This is a genomic window from Streptomyces chrestomyceticus JCM 4735, assembly GCF_003865135.1.
Taxonomy (GTDB): domain Bacteria; phylum Actinomycetota; class Actinomycetes; order Streptomycetales; family Streptomycetaceae; genus Streptomyces; species Streptomyces chrestomyceticus.
The window spans coordinates 6,336,651-6,354,144 of the sequence record NZ_BHZC01000001.1 but is presented as its reverse complement, the minus strand read 5'-3'; the positions used below and the strand labels follow the sequence as shown (position 1 = coordinate 6,354,144).

17 protein-coding genes are annotated in these 17,494 nt (G+C 71.3%); 10 read left to right on the top strand and 7 right to left on the bottom strand.

All coding sequences use genetic code 11. The features are described 5' to 3' along the window. The first annotated feature begins 6 nt into the window (after positions 1-6). From EJG53_RS27495 to EJG53_RS27480, 4 genes are all read left to right on the top strand, one after another. A complete protein-coding gene (locus EJG53_RS27495; protein WP_125047130.1) occupies positions 7-1,464 on the top strand; it encodes an MFS transporter in 1,458 nt (485 codons plus the stop codon). A 205-nt stretch (positions 1,465-1,669) separates the two neighbouring features. Then, complete coding sequence (locus tag EJG53_RS27490) at positions 1,670-2,677, top strand: aldo/keto reductase (RefSeq protein ID WP_125047129.1); 1,008 nt, start codon at positions 1,670-1,672, stop codon at positions 2,675-2,677. A gap of 113 nt (positions 2,678-2,790) precedes the next feature. Then, on the top strand, positions 2,791-3,375 hold the full coding sequence (locus EJG53_RS27485) for a TetR family transcriptional regulator (protein ID WP_125047128.1): 585 nt from the start codon (positions 2,791-2,793) through the stop codon (positions 3,373-3,375). Positions 3,376-3,450: 75 nt separating this feature from the next. Next, on the top strand, positions 3,451-4,086 hold the full coding sequence (locus tag EJG53_RS27480) for a Uma2 family endonuclease (RefSeq protein WP_125047127.1): 636 nt from the start codon (positions 3,451-3,453) through the stop codon (positions 4,084-4,086). Here the strand turns inward: EJG53_RS27480 and EJG53_RS27475 are convergent. Continuing rightward, positions 4,044-4,676, bottom strand: coding sequence for a response regulator (locus EJG53_RS27475; RefSeq protein WP_125049630.1), 633 nt, complete (start codon positions 4,674-4,676; stop codon positions 4,044-4,046). The genes EJG53_RS27480 and EJG53_RS27475 overlap by 43 nt on opposite strands. 20 nt (positions 4,677-4,696) lie before the next feature. Further along, the gene (locus tag EJG53_RS27470) at positions 4,697-5,908 is read right to left on the bottom strand and encodes a sensor histidine kinase (protein ID WP_125047126.1); all 1,212 of its coding nucleotides are present in this window, start codon (positions 5,906-5,908) and stop codon (positions 4,697-4,699) included. Positions 5,909-6,085: 177 nt separating this feature from the next. On the opposite strand from EJG53_RS27470, the gene EJG53_RS27465 reads away from it, so the two are divergent. Then, on the top strand, positions 6,086-6,493 hold the full coding sequence (locus EJG53_RS27465) for a hypothetical protein (protein WP_125047125.1): 408 nt from the start codon (positions 6,086-6,088) through the stop codon (positions 6,491-6,493). A 109-nt stretch (positions 6,494-6,602) separates the two neighbouring features. On the opposite strand, the gene EJG53_RS27460 is transcribed toward EJG53_RS27465, so the two are convergent. After that, positions 6,603-7,985, bottom strand: coding sequence for a glycine--tRNA ligase (locus EJG53_RS27460; RefSeq protein WP_125047124.1), 1,383 nt, complete (start codon positions 7,983-7,985; stop codon positions 6,603-6,605). A 199-nt stretch (positions 7,986-8,184) separates the two neighbouring features. On the opposite strand from EJG53_RS27460, the gene EJG53_RS27455 reads away from it, so the two are divergent. The 4 genes from EJG53_RS27455 to EJG53_RS27440 all read left to right on the top strand — a co-directional run bounded on the left by EJG53_RS27455 (position 8,185) and on the right by EJG53_RS27440 (position 11,478). Continuing rightward, entirely contained in the window at positions 8,185-9,183 is a 999-nt protein-coding gene (locus tag EJG53_RS27455) for a metal ABC transporter substrate-binding protein (protein WP_125047123.1), read from the top strand. Positions 9,184-9,253: 70 nt separating this feature from the next. Beyond that, on the top strand, positions 9,254-10,027 hold the full coding sequence (locus tag EJG53_RS27450; RefSeq protein ID WP_125047122.1) for a metal ABC transporter ATP-binding protein: 774 nt from the start codon (positions 9,254-9,256) through the stop codon (positions 10,025-10,027). 16 nt (positions 10,028-10,043) lie between these two features. Further along, entirely contained in the window at positions 10,044-10,952 is a 909-nt protein-coding gene (locus EJG53_RS27445) for a metal ABC transporter permease (protein WP_125047121.1), read from the top strand. 97 nt (positions 10,953-11,049) lie between these two features. Further along, the gene (locus EJG53_RS27440; protein WP_031001961.1) at positions 11,050-11,478 is read left to right on the top strand and encodes a Fur family transcriptional regulator; all 429 of its coding nucleotides are present in this window, start codon (positions 11,050-11,052) and stop codon (positions 11,476-11,478) included. A 77-nt stretch (positions 11,479-11,555) separates the two neighbouring features. On the opposite strand, the gene EJG53_RS27435 is transcribed toward EJG53_RS27440, so the two are convergent. The 4 genes from EJG53_RS27435 to leuA all read right to left on the bottom strand — a co-directional run bounded on the left by EJG53_RS27435 (position 11,556) and on the right by leuA (position 16,111). Next, positions 11,556-12,374 carry an isoprenyl transferase gene (locus tag EJG53_RS27435; RefSeq protein WP_031001960.1) on the bottom strand — a complete coding sequence of 273 codons (819 nt, stop codon included), beginning with the start codon at positions 12,372-12,374 and terminating at the stop codon, positions 11,556-11,558. A gap of 102 nt (positions 12,375-12,476) precedes the next feature. Next, complete coding sequence (gene recO / locus EJG53_RS27430) at positions 12,477-13,223, bottom strand: DNA repair protein RecO (protein WP_125047120.1); 747 nt, start codon at positions 13,221-13,223, stop codon at positions 12,477-12,479. Positions 13,224-13,356: 133 nt separating this feature from the next. Continuing rightward, positions 13,357-14,082: a TerB family tellurite resistance protein gene (locus tag EJG53_RS27425; RefSeq protein WP_125047119.1), complete on the bottom strand. Its 726-nt coding sequence runs from the start codon at positions 14,080-14,082 to the stop codon at positions 13,357-13,359. Between the two features lie 250 nt (positions 14,083-14,332). Continuing rightward, the gene (gene leuA, locus EJG53_RS27420) at positions 14,333-16,111 is read right to left on the bottom strand and encodes a 2-isopropylmalate synthase (RefSeq protein WP_125047118.1); all 1,779 of its coding nucleotides are present in this window, start codon (positions 16,109-16,111) and stop codon (positions 14,333-14,335) included. Between the two features lie 303 nt (positions 16,112-16,414). Here leuA and EJG53_RS27415 point away from each other — a divergent pair, with 303 nt between their 5' ends. Continuing rightward, complete coding sequence (locus EJG53_RS27415; protein ID WP_125047117.1) at positions 16,415-17,479, top strand: M4 family metallopeptidase; 1,065 nt, start codon at positions 16,415-16,417, stop codon at positions 17,477-17,479. Positions 17,480-17,494 lie beyond the last annotated feature (15 nt).

The window sequence follows — 17,494 nt, the reverse complement described above, 5'->3', positions numbered from 1 at the left end:
ATCCCTGTGAGCGATACCGACGTACGCGACGTACCCACCGTCCCGACGCGGGCCCCCGAGTCCGCACCCACCCGTCCCACCCACCCCGCGCTGACCCCGGTCGGCCTGGTCACCGTGCTCCTCGGCGCCGCCCTGCCGATGATCGACTTCTTTATCGTCAACGTCGCGCTGCCGACCATCGACCGCGACCTGCGCGCGGGCCCGGCCCTGCTGGAGATGGTCGTCGCGGGCTACGGCGTCGCGTACGCGGTCCTGCTCGTCGTCGGCGGACGGCTCGGTGACATGGTCGGCCGGCGCCGGCTCTACCTGTGGGGGCTGGCGGCCTTCGGGCTCACCTCGCTCGCCTGCGGCCTGGCGCCGGACGCCTGGACGCTGGTCGTGGCGCGCGTCGCCCAGGGCGCGGCGGCCGCGCTGCTGCTGCCGCAGGTGCTGGCCACCATCCAGGCCACGACGAGCGGGGCACGCCGTGCCAAGGCGCTCAGCCTGTACGGCGGTACGGCCGGAGTTTCCAGCGCGCTCGGGCAGGTGCTCGGCGGGCTGCTGGTCGCCGTCGACCTGGCCGGGACCGGCTGGCGCGCGGTGTTCCTGGTCAATGTGCCGATCGCCGCGGTGGCGCTGCTGCTCGCGCTGCGCACCGTGCCCGAGACCCGCTCGCCGCACCCCAGCCGGGTCGACGTGCCCGGCACCTTGCTGCTGGCCGTCGCGCTGGTCAGCCTCCTGCTGCCGCTGACCGAGGGCCGCGCGGCCGGTTGGCCGGTGTGGTCCTGGCTGCTGCCGGCCGTCTTCCCGTTCGCCGCCGCGGCGTTCGTCGTCGTCGAGCGGCGCGCCGAACGGGCCGGACGCACCCCGCTCGTGCCGCCGTCCCTGCTGCGCCTGCGCTCCGTACGCAGCGGCCTGGGCGTGATCCTGCCGTTCTCGATCGGCTTCGGCGGGTTCATGTTCGTGGTGGCGGTCGCCCTCCAGGACGGCCTGCGGTACGGGCCGCTGGCGGCCGGGCTCGCCCTCGTCCCGCTGTGCGCGGCGTACTTCGTCGCGTCGCTGGCCGGGCCGCGGCTGGTGGCCCGCTTCGGGCGGCGTGTGGTGGTGGCCGGGTCGCTGATCCAGAGCGCCGGGCTGCTCGCGCTGGCGCTCGTCTTCCGTACGCAGTGGGCCGACGTGTCCACCCCCGCGCTGGCGGCGGCGATGGCGGTGCTCGGCGTGGGCCAGGGCCTGGTCCTGCCGACCCTGCTGCGGATCGTCCTCAGCGAACTGCCGCCGGCCCAGGCAGGGGTGGGTGGCGGAGCGATGGTCACCACCCAGCAGGCCGGTCTGGCGCTGGGCGTCGCGACGCTCGGCACGCTCTTCCTCACGCTGCTGCCGTCGCTCGGCGTGCAGAACGCCCTCATCGTCGCGCTCCTCGCGCAGTTGGCGACGGTCGGGCTCAATGTGGCGCTCACGTTCCGGTTGCCGCGGGTGGTGCGGTAGCGGGCGGGGACCGGAAGGGGGCGGGTGGCGCCGTAGGGGCGCGGCGCGCCGGACGAGGCCGACCCTGGAATGCGCGAATGACAGATATTGAAATCTGTCATCGCGCATGCCAAGGTTGAGGAGCGCCGCCGCCACGCGTCGTGTTCCCCCGCGACGCGTGGCGGCCGGCCCTCCACCCCCCTCCCGCGCCCCTGAGGAGCACCCCGTGCAGACCCGCCCCCTCGGCACCACAGGCCCGCAGTCGTCGGCCCTCGGCCTCGGCTGCATGGGCATGTCCGCCGCGTACGGCGACCCCGGCGACCGCGCCGAGTCCGTCGCCACCATCCACGCGGCGCTCGAAGCCGGCGTCACCCTGCTGGACACCGGCGACTTCTACGGCATGGGCCACAACGAGCTGCTGATCAACGAGGCGCTGCGCAGCGCGCCCGCGGCCCGTCGCGAACAGGCGCTGATTAGCGTCAAGTTCGGCGCCCAGCGCACCGTCGAGGGTGAGTTCATCGGCTTCGACGGCCGACCCGCCGCGGTGAAGAGCTTCGCCGCGTACTCGCTCCAGCGCCTGGGCACCGACCACATCGATATCTACCGGCTGGCCCGCGTCGACCCCGACGTACCGGTCGAGGAGACGGTCGGCGCCATCGCCGAGCTGGTCGAGGCCGGTCACGTACGGCACATCGGCCTGTCCGAGGCCGGCGCGGACACCCTGCGCCGGGCCGCCGCCGTCGCCCCGATCTCCGACCTCCAGATCGAGTACGCGATCATCTCCCGCGGCATCGAGGAGAAGATCCTGCCCACCGCGCGCGAACTGGGCATCGGCATCACCGCGTACGGCGTGCTCTCCCGCGGCCTGCTCAGCGACCACTTCGCGCGCGACCGCAAGCTGGCCGCCGGCGACTTCCGCGCGGCGAGCCCGCGCTTCCAGGGCGAGAACCTGCACCGCAACCTCGACCTGACCGACGCGCTGCGCGCGATCGCCGGGCAGAAGGGCGTCACGGTCGCCCAGATCGCCATCGCCTGGGTCCTCGCCCAGGGCGAGGACATCGTGCCGCTGATCGGCGCGCGCCGCCGGGACCGGCTGACGGAGGCGCTGGGCGCGCTGGACGTCACACTGGACGCCGGCGACCTCGCGGCCATCGAGCGCGCCGTCCCGGCGGGCTCCGCGTCCGGCGACCGCTACCCGCAAGAGCACATGGCCCTTCTGGACAGCGAGCGCTGACCTTAGGGGCACAGTCGGGGAGCGTACGGGTACGGTCCGTGGAAGGACGCCTCCGCGTCCGCACCAGGACGCCGCGCCCGGCGCCCCCGACCTGAAAGGCCCGTACGCCCGCCATGCCACCAGCCGAGACCCTGACACCCGAACGCATCCTCGAAGTGACCGAGGACGTGCTGCGCCGCTACGGCCCGGCCAAGGCCACCGTCGTCGACGTGGCGCGCGCGCTGGGCGTCAGCCACGGCAGCGTGTACCGGCACTTCCGCACGAAGACGGCGCTGCGCGAGGCGGTCACGCAGCGCTGGCTGGACCGTACGAGTACGCGGCTGCAGGCCGTCGTCGCCGAGGACGGCCCGGCGCCGGAGCGGCTGAGCCGCTGGGTGCGCGAGCTGTTCACCGCGAAGCAGCACAAGGCGGGCGACGACCCCGAACTGTTCGCGACCTACATGACGCTGGTCGGCGAGAGCGGCGGCGTCGTGGAACAGCACGTCGCCGACCTGACCGGCCAACTGGCCGCGATCATCCTCGACGGCATCGAACAGGGCGCTTTCGCGCCGGGCGACTCGGCGACCCTGGCCCGCGCGGTCTTCGACGCGACCGGCCGCTTCCACGACCCGTGCTACGCGGCGGAGTGGTCGCGGCCGGGGATCGAGGAGGCGCTGGGGGCGGTGGTGGAGTTGGTGTTGCGGGGGCTGCGGAGCTGACGGACCGGCCGGCGTTGTCAGTGGCACCCCCTACGCTGAGTATCAGCCTGATCACTCAACGGGGGAAGGTGCGTCATGACACTGATGCTCGAACGGCAGACGACCGAACGCGTTCCGCACGACCCGGCCTGGTTCCCGCGCGTGCTCGGTGACCTCCTGAGCATCGACGTACCCGCCGGCCACCGGGCGGAGATCGTCGCGGACAGCATCGTCCTGTCGCCGTGGCCGCCGCCCTACTACACGCTCACGATGCTGGCGATCGAATCGCAGTTGTCGCCGCTCACTCCGGACGGTCACGTCCTCATGGGCGCCCCCTTCCTCTTCACCTTCCCGGCGCAGGAGCGCGCCCTGCAACCGGAGATGTACGCCGTCGCCGACAGCGCGTTCGACACGGACGAGTACCACCTCGACGGCCAGAATCTTTCGCTGGCCGTCGAACTGACCTGTCCGGTGACGCGTCACCACGACTACGGGGACAAGCTCGCGACGTACGGGAAGGCCGGCGTTCCGGTGTATCTGCTGGTCGACATGGAGGAGCAGCGGACCACCGTGTTCTGGGAGCCCGGTGAGGACGGCTACACCGCGCGGGAGTCGGCCGCCTTCGGCAAGGAGCTGCGGGTACCGGCGCTGTTCGCCCGTGAGCCCGGGCGCCGACGGCGCCGCTCCCCTCACACCCCCAGGAACCGCAACACCGCCAGCACCCGCCGATGATCCGCGTCGGCCCTCGGCAGGTCCAGCTTCGCCAGGATGTTGTTGATGTGCTTGGCGACCGCCGACTCGCTCACCACGAGTGCTCCCGCGATGCCCGCGTTCGAACGGCCCTCGGCCATCAGCGCCAGGACCTCCCGTTCGCGTTCGGTCAGCCGCTCCAGCGGGTCGCTGCGGCGCCGTACCAGCAGTTGCGCCACGACCTGCGGGTCCAGCGCGGTCCCGCCGTCGGCGACCCGGCGCAGCGCCTCGATGAACTCCTCGACGTCCGCGACCCGCTGCTTGAGCAGATAGCCGATACCGCTGGTGTTCGAGGCGAGCAGGTGGGCGGCGTACCGCTCCTCCACGTACTGCGACAGCATCAGTACGGCGGTGTCCGGCCACCGCTCCCTGATCTCCAGCGCCGCGCGCACCCCCTCGTCCGTGAAGCCCGGCGGCATCCGTACGTCCACCACCGCGAGGTCAGGACGGTGCCCCTCCACCGCCGCCAGCAGCGCCTGCGCGTCACCGGCCTCGGCGGCCACCTCGAACCCGGCCGTCTCCAGCACCTTCACCAGCCCGACCCGCAGCAGGACGGAGTCCTCGGCGATCACGGCGCGGCGTACGGCGGGCGTCAGGTCATGCACGGCAACTCCACGGTCATGGTGGTCGGGCCCCCGACGGGGCTGCTCATCCGGAACGCCCCGTCCACGGAGCGCACGCGCTGGGCGAGCCCCTTCAGACCGCTCCCCCGGGCCGGATCGGCACCGCCCACCCCGTCGTCGGCGACGACCACCCGCAGTATCTCCCCGAGGCGGGTCACGTCCACCTCGGCCCGGGTCGCCTCGGCGTGCTTGGCCACGTTGTTGAGGGCCTCGGAGACGACGAAGTAGGCGACCGCCTCGACGGCGGGGGCGGCCCGGCCGGGCAGGTCCGTCCACAGCCGTACGGGCAGCGGCGCCCGGGCCGCGAGGCCCGACAGGGCGGCGTCCAGGCCGAGTTCGTCCAGCACGGCCGGGTGCAGCCCGCGGACCAGGCTGTTCAGTTCCTCGATGGCTTCCTTGGCGTCCCGGTGCGCCTCCTCGATGACCTGCCGTGCCTCGGGCGGCAGATCCTTGAGTGTGGCCTTGGCGAGCCCCAGGTTCAGCGCGAGCGCGACCAGCCGCTGCTGCGCGCCGTCGTGCAGGTCCCGTTCGATACGGCGCCGCTCGGCGTCGGCGGCGTCGACCGCACCGGCCCGGCTCTCGGTCAGGTCCTCGACGCGCCGCTCCAGTTCCTCGGAGCGGCTGACGTACAGCACTGCCCGGCCGACCACGTTCTCCAGCCGTACGAGAGCGCCGGCCAGGGCGGGTACGGCGGCCAGTACGAGCAGGCCCGCGACGGTGGCGTATCCCGCCCACGTCCAGTATCCGATGTGTTCGGCCCGCAGGTCCCACGCGAGCGCCCCGACCCACAGCAGGCTCGTCGCCGCCGTCAGGGCCGTCACCAGCACCGCCAGCACGGCGAGTTCGAGAAACCCGAGGAGCGGACCGATCAGGCAGTTGTAGCCCCACTGCCGCTTCCCCTCACGCAAGCGCAACCTTGGCAGGTCGACGCCGCACAGCGTCCGGAAGCGCCACCGCTGGGCCTCGGTCAGGCCGTAGGCGGAGATGACGAGCAGCGTCACCGGGATCAGCAGCCCCAGGGTTCCCCAGGTGGTCCCCGGCCCGAGGATGTCGGCGATGTGCAGGCACGCCCAGATGCACAACAGGGGCGGTATGCCGTGCAGCGGCACCCCGGCGCCGATGAAGAGGAGGTCGCGGCGCAGCCGTACGAGAACACGGCGCAGCCGCGGCGGGATGGTCATGAGCAGAACGGTATGCGGCGGCCTGTCAGGCGAGCCATGAAGCCACTGCCCGTTCCCGGGGTGCAACTAGTGCCACCCCAAGTCGGACACCGGTGTTACTGACCGCGACCGCCCTCGCCGGAAGAGTGGATCACGAGCCCGAAAGCCGGGCCGACCCGGCCCGGAAGAGGCACACCCATGGCACTCATCGCCTTCAACGCCCCTTGCGCAGCACGCCCGTTCACCCTGACGACGAGCCGTCGCACCTGGGCGGGTCGCGTCCTGACCGGCGCCGGACTCGCCCTGCTGCCGTGGATGGGCTACCTCGCGGGAACCCTGCCGCCCTCGGAGGCGGCGGCCTGGGTGGCGCTGGACGCGGCCGAGGCGGCGTGCCTGCTGGTCGCCGGTACCCGGCTGATGAACGGGCGGTCCGGCCACCGCGCCGCCGCGGCGGCGGCAGCGGTGCTGCTCGTCGCCGACGCGTACGTCGACGTGGCGACGGCCGGGCCGGGCAGCGAGTTACTGGGCGCCATAGCCATGGCGGTCGGCGCGGAGCTGCCGCTGGCAGCGCTGTGCGGGGTACTCGCCGCGCGGGCGGTCCGGTGAAAGACGGCCTCAAACGCCGGCCGGGCTTGATTGTCCCGGCCCAGGCGCACACGCATCGGCCGGGCCGGGGATTCCCCGGCCCGGCCGATGCGCTGAGAACCGACTGGCGTCAGCAGCCCAGCAGACGCGCCCCCAGGTACGCCTGGATCTGGTCCAGCGACACCCGCTCCTGCTTCATCGTGTCGCGCTCACGCACGGTGACCGCGTTGTCGTCCAGGGTGTCGAAGTCGACGGTGACGCAGAACGGCGTGCCGATCTCGTCCTGGCGGCGGTAGCGGCGGCCGATGGCGCCCGCGTCGTCGAAGTCGATGTTCCAGTTCTTGCGCAGGTCGGCGGCGAGGCCCTTGGCCTTCGGCGAGAGCTGCGGGTTGCGGGACAGCGGCAGGACGGCGACCTTGACCGGCGACAGGCGCGGGTCGAGGCGCAGCACGGTGCGCTTCTCCATCTTGCCCTTGGCGTTCGGGGCCTCGTCCTCGTTGTACGCGTCGAGCATGAAGGCGAGCATCGCGCGGCCGACACCGGCCGCCGGCTCGATGACGTACGGGGTGTAGCGCTCGCCGGCCTCCTGGTCGAAGTACGACAGGTCCTGGCCGGACGCCTTGGCGTGCGAGGACAGGTCATAGTCCGTGCGGTTGGCGACGCCCTCCAGCTCGCCCCACTCCGAGCCGCCGAACTGGAAGCGGTACTCGATGTCGGCGGTGCGCTTGGAGTAGTGCGAGAGCTTCTCGGCGGGGTGCTCGTACCAGCGGATGTTCTCCTCGCGCAGGCCGAGGTCGCGGTACCAGTTGTACCGCTGCTCCATCCAGTACTCCTGCCACTGCTCGTCCTCGCCCGGCTTGACGAAGAACTCCATCTCCATCTGCTCGAACTCGCGGGTCCGGAAAATGAAGTTGCCGGGCGTGATCTCGTTGCGGAAGGACTTGCCCATCTGCGCGATGCCGAACGGCGGCTTCTTGCGGGAGGTCTGCTGGACCTGGGCGAAGTTGGTGAAGATGCCCTGCGCGGTCTCGGGACGCAGGTAGGCGACGGAGCCGCTGTCCTGGGTCGGGCCGAGGTGGGTGGAGAGCAGGCCGGAGAACTGCTTGGGCTCGGTGAACTGGCCCTTGTTGCCGCAGTTCGGGCAGTTGACGTCGGCCAGGCCGTTCTCGGGGAGGCGGCCGTGCTTGGCCTCGTACGCCTCTTCGAGGTGGTCGGCGCGGAACCGCTTGTGGCAGGCGGTGCACTCGGTCAGCGGGTCGGTGAAGGTCGCGACGTGACCGGAGGCCACCCAGACCTCGGGGGCCAGGATCACCGACGAGTCGATACCGACCACGTCGTCGCGCGAGGTGACCATGGAACGCCACCACTGGCGCTTGATGTTCTCCTTGAGCTCGACGCCGAGGGGGCCGTAGTCCCAGGCGGCGCGCTGGCCACCGTAGATCTCACTGCACGGGTATACGAAGCCACGGCGCTTGCTCAGGCTGACGATTGTGTCGATCTTGTCGGCGGCCACGGTGCTCTCTTCATTGCGACGACGAACGATTAATAGGAGCGGCGCCCTGCTGCCTCCGTGGGGGTGATGGCCGGGAGGCGGGCGGGCGAATGACTCAGGTTACCGGCGGCCCTGCCCCCCGGATCAAATCGGTTCCCCGGCAGCCCTCCCCGGAGGCCGTTGTTGACAATCGTTTCCACTTTTGTTGAAAATGAGTGTCATGAACGTACGACGTCACATACCCACCGCCGTCCTGGCCGGAGCCTCCGTACTCGGCGTGCTCACCCTCTCCGCCTGCTCCGGCTCGGGCGGAGGCAAGGCCGACGGCAAGCTGAACGTGACGGCGTCGTTCTACCCGATGGAGTTCCTCGCCCAGGAGATCGGCAAGGACCACGTCCAGGTCACCGACCTGACCAAGCCGGGCACCGAGCCGCACGACCTGGAGCTCAGCCCCCGCCAGACCGCCGAACTCGGCGAGTCCGACGCGATCGTCTACCTCAAGGGCGTGCAGCCCGCCGTCGACAAGGCCGTCCAGCAGTCCGGCGTGAAGCACACCGTCGACGCGGCGTCCCTGACCAAGCTGAAGAAGCACGGCTCGGAGGTCGACGGCCACGACCACACCACCGGCGACAACGGCACCGGCCACGACGAGCACGGGCACGAGGGCCACGAAGGCCACGATCACGAGGGCGACGGCAACGACCCGCACATCTGGCTCGACCCGGTGAAGCTCGCCCAGGTCGCCAAGGGAGTGGGCAAGACCTTCGCGGACGCCGACCCCGCGCACAAGGCGGACTACGCCCGTAACACCGACGACCTGGTCAAGAAGCTGACCGATCTGGACAAGAAGTTTCAGGACGGACTGAAGAACAAGAAGTCGGACACCTTCATCACCACCCACGCCGCCTTCGGCTACCTCGCCGAGCGCTACGGCCTCACCGAGGAAGCCATCAACGGCATCGACCCCGAGTCGGGCGACGTCAGCGGCAGCCGGATGAAGGAGCTGCAGAAGCTGGCGAAGGACCACCACGTCAACACGGTCTTCTTCGAGACGCTGACCAGCCCGGCGTTGGCGCAGACCCTGGCCAAGGACCTCGGCGTGAAGACCGACGTGCTCGACCCCATCGAGGGGATCACCGAGAAGTCCCGGGGCAAGGACTACGTCCAGGTCATGGAGGCCAACCTGGCGGCGCTGCAGAAGGCGCTCGGCGCCAAGTGAGCGGGCGGACGGCACGGCGGCCGGCGACCGGGCGCGACCAGCAGGTACGGCACGACGGGAGGATGCGGCCATGAAGGACCAGGACACGGTCATATCGCTGCGCGGGGCGGGTGCGGCGCTCGGCGCACGCCCCGTCCTGCGCGGCGTCGACCTGACCGTACGGCGCGGCGAGGTGGTGGCCCTGCTCGGCGCCAACGGCTCCGGGAAGTCCACCGCCGTCCGCGCGGTGGTCGGCCAGGTGCCGCTGTCCAGCGGCGAGCTGGAGCTGTTCGGCACCCCGCAGCGCCGGTTCCGGGACTGGGCGCGCATCGGGTACGTCCCGCAGCGCACCACCGCGGCGGGCGGCGTGCCCGCCACCGTCCGCGAGATCGTCGCCTCCGGCCGGCTCTCCCGTACGAAGCTGAAGTGGCCAGGACGGGCCGACCGGGACGCCGTCCACCGGGCGCTGGACCTGGTGGGCATGGCGGACCGCGCCAAGGACAGCGTCGAGGCGCTCTCCGGCGGCCAGCACCAGCGGGTGCTGATCGCCCGCGCGCTGGTCGGCTCCCCCGAACTGCTGATCATGGACGAGCCGATGGCCGGGGTCGACCTGGCCAGCCAGGAGGTGCTGGCCGAGACGCTGCGGGGGCAGGTCGCGGCGGGCGCCACCGTCCTGCTCGTACTGCACGAGCTGGGCCCGCTGGAGCCGCTGATCGACCGCGCGGTGGTGCTGCGCGACGGCTGTGTGGTGCACGACGGGCCGCCCCCGGAGGCCGTGGGCCAGCACGCCCTGCCCGGCCACGACCACGTCCACCCGCACGCGGGCCCGGCCGCCGAGCCGGTCCGCACCGGGCTGCTGACCTGAGACGGACTGACCTGACATGGACCTCCTGAACTACGCCTTCATGCAGCGCGCGCTGCTCGCCGCCCTCCTGGTCGGCGTCACCGCGCCGGCCGTCGGCATCTACCTCGTACAGCGCCGCCAGGCGATCATGGGCGACGGCATCGGCCATGTCGCGCTGACCGGCGTCGCGCTGGGCTTCCTGCTGCGCACCTCGCCCGTGTGGATGGCGGTGCTGGTCGCCGCGCTCGGCGCGATCGCCATGGAGCTGGTGCGCTCCAAGGGCCGCACCCGAGGGGACATCGCGCTGGCGATGCTCTTCTACGGCGGCATGGCCGGCGGCGTGCTGATCGTCAACCTGGCGCCCGGCGGCTCCACCGCCAACCTCACCAGTTACCTCTTCGGCTCGATCACCAGCGTCTCCGCCGAGGACGTCACGGTCACCTGCCTGCTGGCCGCCTTCGTGATGGCCGTCACCCTCGGACTGCGGCGGCAGTTGTTCGCCGTCTGCCAGGACGAGGAGTTCGCGCGGGTCATGGGCCTGCCCGTGCGGTGGCTGAACCTGCTGCTCGCGGTGACCGCCGCGCTGACCGTCACGGTCGCGATGCGCGCCGTCGGCCTGCTGCTGGTCAGCGCGCTGCTGGTGGTGCCGGTGGCCGCCGCGCAGCAGGCCACCCGCGGCTTCGCGATGACCCTCGCGCTGGCCGTCGCCATCGGCGTCGTCGTCACCCTCTCCGGTACGGTCTTCTCCTTCTACGTGGACGTGCCGCCCGGCGCGAGCATCGTGCTGCTGGCCATCGCGGTCTTCGCGCTGATGGCGGGCCTGGCCGCCCCGCTGGCCAGAAAGCGCGCGCGGGCCGCCGCCGCGGCCGCCGAACAGTGCACTCTGGATCTGCCCGGCGGCCGCTCCCCCGGCGACGATGTCAGCGTGCAAGGGGCCAAGAGGTAGGCATCCGCGTAAGCGTTGCACCCGGGCTCCGGTCATCACCTGGCACAATGGCCGGACTGATGTGCAGGGGGACGTCCCGAGACCTAGGGAGGCAACGGTGGCGAGCGCTGGATCTCCGGTGCGCGGCCGGTCGACGCGGCAGCGGGCCGCCGTGGCAGCGGCACTGGACGAGGTGGACGAGTTCCGCAGCGCGCAGGAACTGCACGACATGCTCAAGCACCGGGGGGACTCGGTCGGGCTGACCACGGTCTACCGGACGCTGCAGTCCCTCGCCGACGCGGGCGAGGTCGACGTACTGCGGACCAACGACGGCGAGGCCGTCTACCGGCGGTGCAGCACCGACGACCACCACCATCACCTGGTCTGCCGCAACTGCGGCAAGGCCGTCGAGGTGGAAGGCCCGGCCGTGGAGAAGTGGGCGGACCAGATCGCCGCCGAGCACGGCTTCCAGGACGTCGGGCACACCATCGAGATCTTCGGTACGTGCGGTGAGTGCGCGGCCAAGGCGGCCGCCGGCTCCGCCTGACGCGGAGCACACCGGCAACGGCACACGAGAGCGGCCGGTCCCCTGGCTCAGGGGACCGGCCGCTCTCGTGTGCGGCTTTACTGCTGCGGCGCGGGCTCCGCCTCCGGGGCGGCGCCGAACCGGCGGTCCCGCTTGGCGTATTCGAGGCAGGCGTCCCACAGGTTCCGCCGGTCGAAATCCGGCCAGAGAATGTCCTGGAACACCATCTCGGCGTAGGCGCTCTGCCAGATCAGGTAGTTGGAGGTGCGCTGCTCGCCGGACGGCCGGACGAACAGGTCCACGTCCGGCATGTCCGGGTAGTACATGTACTTGGCGACGGTCTTCTCGGTGACCTTCGACGGGTCCAGCTTCCCGGCCCGTACGTCCGCCGCGATGGCCGCCGCCGCGTCCGCGATCTCCGCCCGGCCGCCGTAGTTGACGCAGAAGTACAGCGTCATGGCGTCGTTGTCCTTGGTCTGCTCCTGGGCGACCTGGAGTTCCTGCACCACGGACTTCCACAGCTTCGGCATCCGGCCGACCCAGCGGATGCGGATGCCCAGCGCGTCCATCTCGTCCCGGCGGCGGCGGATGACGTCCCGGTTGAAGTTCATCAGGAAGCGGACCTCGTCGGGCGAGCGCTTCCAGTTCTCGGTGGAGAAGGCGTACAGCGACAGGTTCTTGACGCCCATCTCGATGCAGCCCTTGAGCACGTCGAGGACGACGCCCTCGCCGACCTTGTGGCCCTCGGTGCGGGGCAGACCGCGCTCCTTGGCCCAGCGGCCGTTGCCGTCCATGACGACCGCCACATGGTTCGGGACGAGCTCGCCGGGGATCTTCGGCGGACGCGCACCGGACGGGTGCGGCTCGGGCGTCTCGTACTCGCGTCGGCCGCGCCCCAGGAATCCGCGTCGTGCCATCCGGTCCACATCTCCTATGCCGTAGTGCCTGATGCGTGGTGCCTCGTGTCCGGGCCGCCGTCCGTCGCCGGCCGACGGTCGCTCCCGAACTGCTGAGCCTATCTATTTCTCCACGTACCGCAGCGAGCGCAGGCCGCGCTCCAGATGCCAGTGCAGGTAGGCCGCGACGAGCCCGCTGCCCTCCCGGACGTGCCGGGGTTCGCAGGCGTCCGCCGTCGCCCAGTCGCCGGACAGCAGCGCCGCCAGCAGCCCGATGGCCTCGGAGGAGGGTACGACGCTGCCGGGCACCCGGCAGTCGCCGCACACCACACCGCCCGACCCCACGGAGAAGAACCGGTTCGGGCCGGGCAGGCCGCACTTGGCGCAGCCGTCGAAGCTGGGGGCGTAGCCGTTGACCGCGAGTGAGCGCAGCAGGAAGGCGTCCAGCACCAGGTGCGGTTCGTGCTCGCCGCGCGCGAGCGTACGCAGTCCGCCGACCAGCAGGAGGTACTGCTGCACGGCCGGCTCACCCTCGTGGTCGGTGAACCGCTCGGCGGTCTCCAGCATGGCCGTACCGGCGGTGTACCGGGCGTAGTCGGTGACGATGCCGCCCCCGTAGGCGGCGATGGTCTCGCTCTGGGTGCACATCGGCAGGCCGCGCCCGACCAGCTCGCTGCCGCGGGCGTAGAACTGCACGTCGACGTGGGAGAACGGCTCCAGCCGGGCGCCGAACTTGGACTTCGTCCGGCGTACGCCCCGGGCCACGGCGCGTACCCGGCCGTGACCGCGGGTGAGGAACGTGATGATCCGGTCCGCCTCGCCCAGCTTCTGGGTGCGCAGCACAATGCCGTCATCGCGGAACAGACTCATGCGGTCCATTCTCGCGCACCCGGCGGGGACGGCCGCACACGGGCGGGCCCGGCCGGACGGGCCCGTGCGGGCCTCTCAGGGCGCTCGGAGCACTCCGGGCACTCGGGAGCCGCCCCGGGGCCCCCGGACCCGCTCAGGACGGCGTACGGGCCGCCGCCAGCAGCCGGGCGGTGTCGTCCGGGCACAGCAGCAGGGCCGCGCCCACGGTGGTCAGGACCTCGCGCTCGGACGGCAGGTACGGGCCGTCGGCCAGGGCGATCCGCGCGCCCTGGAGGAGCAGCGACTCCCGGCCCGCCGGGGCCAGGTGCGGGGCCAGCGGCTCCAGCGCCTCGTGCAGCTCTATGGCGAGCGCCGTGCCGCACGGGTCGAGGCCGCCGCCGGGACGGACGGCGCTCCCGGAGGCGGCGCGCGACAGGGCGCCGTCGTGCGCGCCGGGCAGCCGGCCGGTGTCCGCCGCGAGCGCGGCGAGCAGGGTCAATAGCTGGTCCTCCGTACAGTCCGCGAAGCCCGCAGCGCGCACCGTGCCCACCGCGGTGCCGCGCACCCCGGGCGAGGCCGTGCCGCCGGCCGCCAGCACGGCCAGCGTGACGGTGTGCACGGCGTCCCGGAGCATCGCCGAGAAGCGCGTGGTGGTGGGGTGGTCCAGCGCGTCCAGCGCGAAGTGGCCGCGGCAGGCGGAGCACTCGACGACCGGGCCCGCGGTGCCGCGCGGCAGCAGCGGCACACCGAGGACGGTGAGACGCCGGCGGCCGGTCCGCCGGAGGTAGTTGCGGTCCCCGCCGCACTCGGGGCAGAAGAACTCGCCGTCGGCGACGGTGCGCCAGGACGTCCGCACACCCATCACAGCCAGCTTGTGCATCACGTCGACCCTCCGTAACGCTCCGGCGTCTTTGCCGCGTTGACGTGATGTTAGCCACATCCGTGATGCGGCGTCAGTAGCGCGGACCGGACAAGACGGCCGTTTAAACCGGTTGAACGCCCAAGCGCCCCCCGGCGCTCGCGCGAAGAACCGGGGGACGCTCGGTGCACCGCAGGTCACAGCCGGTGTGCGGCCCGGCTGCCGGTCCGGCCCGGGGGCCGGGGGCGCGGGTCGCACGACGGCCCGGTGATCAGCGGCTCGCGCGGTTGACCGCGGAGACGGCCGCCTTGATCGAGGCGCGCACGATGTTCGCGTCGATGCCGACGCCCCACAGCACCTTGTCGCCGATCGCGCACTCGATGTACGCGGCGGCCTGGGCGCCGACGCCCTCGCTCATCGTGTGCTCGACGTAGTCCAGCAGCCGTACGTCCACGTCGATCGCGTGCAGCGCGTCGAAGAACGCCGCCAGCGGACCGTTGCCGGTGCCGGTCAGGACCGTGTCGGCGCCGTCCACGACCGCCTCGACGGTCAGCGCGTCGGTGCCCTCGGTCGTCGTGGAGGTCTGCGCGCTGCGCAGCGCGATCCGGCCCCAGGCGTTCTCGGGGGTCGGCAGGTACTCGTCCTGGAAGACCGACCAGATCGCGTCCGGCGTGACCTCGCCGCCCTCCGCGTCGGTCTTGCCCTGGATGGTCTTGGAGAACTCGATCTGCATCCGGCGCGGCAGGTCCAGCTTGTGGTCGTTCTTCAGGACGTACGCGATGCCGCCCTTGCCTGACTGCGAGTTGACGCGGATCACGGCCTCGTAGGAGCGGCCGACGTCCTTGGGGTCGATGGGCAGGTACGGGACCGCCCACTCCAGGTCGTCCACGCTCTTGCCCTGCTCCGCGGCCTGCGCCTCCATGGCCTCGAAGCCCTTCTTGATGGCGTCCTGGTGGGAGCCGGAGAAGGCGGTGTAGACCAGGTCGCCCGCGTACGGGTGGCGCGGGTGGACCTCCATCTGGTTGCAGTACTCGGCGGTCCGGCGGACCTCGTCGATCTGCGAGAAGTCGATCTGCGGGTCCACGCCCTGGCTGAACAGGTTCATGCCCAGGGTGACCAGGTCCACGTTGCCGGTGCGCTCGCCCTGCCCGAACAGGCAGCCCTCGATCCGGTCCGCACCGGCCATGATCGCCAGCTCGGCGGCGGCCACCGCGGTGCCCCGGTCGTTGTGCGGGTGCACGGACAGGCAGATGTGCTCGCGACGGGACAGGTTGCGCGACATCCACTCGAAGCGGTCGGCGTGCGTGGAGGGGGTGGAGCGCTCGACGGTGGCCGGCAGGTTCAGGATGATCTCGCGGCCCTCCTCGGGCTGCCAGACGTCCATCACGCCCTCGCAGACCTCCAGCGCGAAGTCCAGCTCGGTGTCGGTGAAGATCTCCGGGCTGTACTGGTAGCCGAACGCCGTCTCCGGGCCCAGGATCTTCTCCGCGTACTCCACGACCAGCCGCGTGCCGTCCACCGCGATCTGCTTGACCTGCTCGCGCGAGCCGCGGAAGACCACCCGGCGGAAGACCGGCGCGGTGGCGTTGTACAGGTGGACGGTGGCCTTGTGGGCGCCGCGCAGCGACTCCACGGTCCGCTCGATCAGCTCCTCGCGGGCCTGCGTCAGGACGGAGATCGTCACGTCCTCGGGGATCGCGCCCTCTTCGATGATCGACCGTACGAAGTCGAAGTCGGTGGCCCCGGACGAGGGGAAGCCGACCTCGATCTCCTTGTAGCCCATCTTCACCAGCAGGTCGAACATCTCGCGCTTGCGGGCCGGCGACATGGGGTCGATCAGCGCCTGGTTGCCGTCGCGCAGGTCCGTGGACAGCCAGCGGGGGGCCTGGGTGATGCGGTTGTCCGGCCAGGTGCGGTCCGGGATGTCCACGGCCTCGTAGGCGCCGTAGCGGTGGATGGGCAGGCCGGACGGCTTCTGGGTGCGGGTCGCGTTGGTGATGGGCGTGGGGCGGCCGACGGAGTTCTCAGCAGGAATCGACGGATTCGTCATGATGACGCGGGGCTCCTCGTGTGTCCGCGGGGGAAGAGGCCGACGGGGCGAAGATCGCAGCACCGAATCCCGCGGGGAGGGGGTCGGCCCTACGACAACAGACCCTCGCCGCGGCAGCTAAGGAGAAGCAGCCCGTAACGCATGATGCACAGCACCCTAGCCGAGGTGACGCGGAATCCGCGGCCCCGTATCAGTATGCGGGACCGGGCCCACGTAACCCCCGAACAGCGATCTACCACACGTTTTCGGGAATCATGGCGCCAGGGAGTGACATGCCGATGACCCAGTGCCACATTGCCGTGCATGAACCCTGAAGCCACTGCGAGCCACCCGGTCTTCTGCACGATCGTGCCGCCGCACGTCCTCGACAAGCTGGCCCGGCTCGACGACCCCGCCCGTTCCCAGCGCGCCCTGAGCACCCTGGAGCACGACGCCCTGCAGCGCACCCGCCGCCGCATCACCACCGTCCGCGGCCTCGGCGCACCCACCGCCACCCCGTCGGACAAGCCGAACCGCACCATCTACGACGCCAAGCACCAGGAGACCCTGCCGGGCAAGAAGGTGCACTCCGAGGAGGACAAGCCGTCGAAGGACGCCTCCGTCAACCGCGCGCACGCGGGCCTCGGCGCCACCTTCGAGCTGTACCTGAAGGTCTACGGCCGGCACTCGATCGACGACTCCGGGCTGCCGCTGAACGCCACCGTCCACTACGGCGAGAACTACGACAACGCCTTCTGGGACGGCCAGCGGATGGTCTTCGGCGACGGCGACAACGACCTGTTCCTCGACTTCACCATCCCGGTCGACGTCATCGGCCACGAGCTGACCCACGGCGTCACCCAGCACACCGCCAACCTGGACTACTTCGGCCAGTCCGGCGCGCTCAACGAGTCCATGTCGGATGTCTTCGGTTCGCTGATCAAGCAGTACGCGCTCGGCCAGAACACCTCCCAGGCCGACTGGCTGATCGGCGCCGGACTGCTCGGCCCGAACGTCACCGGCGAGGCGCTGCGCTCGATGAAGGCCCCGGGCACCGCGTACGACGACGACGTGCTGGGCAAGGACCCGCAGCCCGCGACGATGGACGACTACGTCAAGACGTCCCGCGACAACGGCGGCGTGCACATCAACTCCGGCATCCCCAACCACGCCTTCTACCTGCTCGCCACCGCCCTCGGCGGCAACGCGTGGGAGCGGGCCGGCCACATCTGGTACGCCACGCTGACCGGCGGCGAACTCGACAAGGACGCCCAGTTCGCCGACTTCGCACGCCTGACGGTCGCCAGCGCACGCACTCTGTACGGTGAGGGTGACGCCCTTCAGGCCCTTCTGAAGGCATGGTCGCAGGTGGGCGTGCCCGCCACCTGATCCGCCACCATCTGG

Excerpts from the sequence above, each read along its gene's own strand:
- EJG53_RS27485 (WP_125047128.1), top strand. The coding sequence starts at position 2,791 with ATGCCACCAGCCGAGACCCTGACACCCGAACGCATCCTCGAAGTGACC.
- EJG53_RS27480 (WP_125047127.1), top strand. The coding sequence starts at position 3,451 with ATGACACTGATGCTCGAACGGCAGACGACCGAACGCGTTCCGCACGAC.
- EJG53_RS27470 (WP_125047126.1), bottom strand. The coding sequence starts at position 5,908 with ATGACCATCCCGCCGCGGCTGCGCCGTGTTCTCGTACGGCTGCGCCGC.
- EJG53_RS27465 (WP_125047125.1), top strand. The coding sequence starts at position 6,086 with ATGGCACTCATCGCCTTCAACGCCCCTTGCGCAGCACGCCCGTTCACC.
- EJG53_RS27455 (WP_125047123.1), top strand. The coding sequence starts at position 8,185 with ATGAACGTACGACGTCACATACCCACCGCCGTCCTGGCCGGAGCCTCC.
- EJG53_RS27450 (WP_125047122.1), top strand. The coding sequence starts at position 9,254 with ATGAAGGACCAGGACACGGTCATATCGCTGCGCGGGGCGGGTGCGGCG.
- EJG53_RS27445 (WP_125047121.1), top strand. The coding sequence starts at position 10,044 with ATGGACCTCCTGAACTACGCCTTCATGCAGCGCGCGCTGCTCGCCGCC.
- EJG53_RS27435 (WP_031001960.1), bottom strand. The coding sequence starts at position 12,374 with ATGGCACGACGCGGATTCCTGGGGCGCGGCCGACGCGAGTACGAGACG.
- recO (WP_125047120.1), bottom strand. The coding sequence starts at position 13,223 with ATGAGTCTGTTCCGCGATGACGGCATTGTGCTGCGCACCCAGAAGCTG.
- EJG53_RS27425 (WP_125047119.1), bottom strand. The coding sequence starts at position 14,082 with ATGCACAAGCTGGCTGTGATGGGTGTGCGGACGTCCTGGCGCACCGTC.
- leuA (WP_125047118.1), bottom strand. The coding sequence starts at position 16,111 with ATGACGAATCCGTCGATTCCTGCTGAGAACTCCGTCGGCCGCCCCACG.
- EJG53_RS27415 (WP_125047117.1), top strand. The coding sequence starts at position 16,415 with ATGAACCCTGAAGCCACTGCGAGCCACCCGGTCTTCTGCACGATCGTG.